Below are 2,447 nucleotides of genomic sequence, written 5' to 3' on the forward strand. Positions count from 1 at the left end.
TCGTAAAATTACGCTTGTAAAGATTTATTTTATATATATCTTTTAATTTTTCCAAGTTGATCCATATTTTTACTGATCATTTTTCCCTATCAAGCCACAAGGAGCAAGAGATGGGTAATTATAAAAAGCATTGGTATTGGCTGATCGGCACCCTGCTTATCGCCTTTACCCTATTGGGCTGGGGTGGTGTCGAAGTCTATCGCCAAGCACCGCCAATTCCTACGCAGTTCGTCAGCAGTCAGGGCGATGTCATCATGACCAAAAAAGACATTTTGGACGGTCAATCAGCATGGCAAACCACAGGTGGTATGCAGCTGGGCTCTGTGCTTGGTCACGGTGCATATCAAGCGCCTGACTGGACAGCCGACTGGCTGCATCGCGAGCTTGTCGCTTATCAAAATATCCAAGCCAAAGCACTGTACAATAAGGCATTCGATGAACTGAGTGCCGCTGAACAAGCAGGCATCAATGAGCAGATGAAGCAAGAATATCGCAGCAGCGCTGCCAATGGCACTGAGACGGTTGTGCTGTCTGATGCGCGCATCCAAGCGATCGAAGCGGTTGCATCGTATTACATCGATCTGTATGGTGATACGCCTGAGCTTGCCGGTACTCGCGAAAGTTTCGCGATGAAAAACAACACCTTACCTGATGTCACTGCGCGTGAACGCTTGGCGGATTTTTTCTTTTGGACCAGTTGGATCGCATCAGCTGAACGCCCTGGTACGGATGCGACTTTTACCAATAACTGGCCGCATGAGCCATTGATTGACAATGTACCGACCGCCGAGAATATTATTTGGTCGATCGCATCGGTGGTATTTTTGATCGCAGGTGTGGGCTTTTTGATTTGGATTTGGGCGTTTAAAAAACCCGAAGAAGAAGTCATTCACGCGCCAAGTGCCGATCCTTTGACCAAGCTTGCACTAACCCCATCACAAAAAGCACTGGGCAAATATGCCTTTTTAGTCGCGGCATTATTCGTCGCCCAAGTCTTCGTCGCTGGTGTCGTAGCGCACTATACGGTCGAAGGTCAAGCCTTCTACGGCATTCAGCTGTCTGATTATCTACCTTATTCGCTGCTGCGCACATGGCACATTCAGCTTGCGCTGTTTTGGATTGCGACAGCATTTTTGGCAGCGGGTCTATTTTTGACACCGATTATTAATGGTGGTAAAGATCCTAAGTTCCAAAAGCTTGGTGTGGATATTCTGTGGGTAGCTCTCATCATTGTCTGTGTCGGCTCATTTGCGTCGCAGTACTTCGCCATCGCACACATTTTGCCTGCTGATCTGAATTTCTGGTTCGGTCATCAGGGTTATGAATATGTCGATTTGGGTCGTTTTTGGCAAATCCTAAAATGGGTCGGTATGCTGATTTGGCTTGTACTGATGATGCGCGGCTGGGTCAATGGCTTTAAACAACACGGCGACAAAAACCTGCTTGCCATCTTCGTCGCATCGGTGCTGTGCGTGGGTCTGTTCTATGGCTCAGGGCTATTCTACGGTGAGCACACCAACATCGCCATCATGGAATATTGGCGCTGGTGGGTGGTGCATCTGTGGGTAGAAGGCTTTTTTGAAGTCTTTGCCACTGCATCATTTGCCTTTATCTTTTATAATTTGGGTTTGGTCAGCTATCGCACTGCCACAGGTGCTGCCATCGCATCAGCGGCGCTGTACTTGGTCGGCGGCATTCCAGGCACTTTCCATCACTTGTACTTTACAGGTACGACCACGCCGATTATGGCGATGGGTGCGTCTTTCTCAGCCTTAGAAGTTGTGCCATTAGTGGTGCTTGGCTATGAAGGCTATGAGAATTATTCTAAGCAGCATCAAGCGCCTTGGATGCAAAAACTGAAATGGCCAATCCTATTCTTCACCGCTGTGGCATTTTGGAATATGCTTGGTGCGGGCGTGTTCGGCTTTATGATCAACCCGCCGATCTCACTGTTCTATCTACAAGGCTTGAACACCACCGCAGTACACGCACACGCTGCCTTGTTCGGGGTGTATGGCTTCTTGGCGCTAGGCTTTGTGCTGCTGATCGTGCGCTATCTGCGCCCTGAGCATCACTTTGATGATAAGCTGATGAAGCTTGGTTTTTGGGCACTGAACATTGGTCTGGTACTGATGATCGCCACCAGTCTGTTGCCAATCGGCATCTTCCAAGCGCACGCCGCCATCACCGAAGGCTTGTGGTATGCGCGTAGCGAAGGCTTTATGCAGCAAGAGTTTCTTGTGACCTTGCGTTGGGTGCGCACCTTTGGTGATGTGGTATTCATCATCGGTGCGGTGGCAGTAGCTTGGCAGATTGTCAAATTAGTCTTTGCCAAAAAACCATCCTAACCACCCCCTTGTTTAGGGCGTGTCCCTAATTCGGAACAAAGTATTTTTAATGGCCTAAAAATGCCTAAATCTGGCAAAACTGCGTTAAATTGTTTGACA

Annotated in this window: 1 protein-coding gene; it reads left to right on the plus strand. The window is 48.4% G+C overall.

What is annotated here, in order from left to right:
- Nucleotides 1-110: 110 nt before the first annotated feature.
- A complete protein-coding gene (locus GY683_RS03575) occupies nt 111-2,348 on the plus strand; it encodes a nitric-oxide reductase large subunit (protein WP_297287444.1) in 2,238 nt (745 codons plus the stop codon).
- Nucleotides 2,349-2,447 lie beyond the last annotated feature (99 nt).

The organism is Moraxella sp. (genome assembly GCF_024227015.1).
Classification (GTDB): domain Bacteria; phylum Pseudomonadota; class Gammaproteobacteria; order Pseudomonadales; family Moraxellaceae; genus Moraxella.

What these genes read in the sequence shown, in the direction of transcription:
- GY683_RS03575 (WP_297287444.1), top strand. Translation starts at nt 111, where the DNA reads ATGGGTAATTATAAAAAGCATTGGTATTGGCTGATCGGCACCCTGCTT.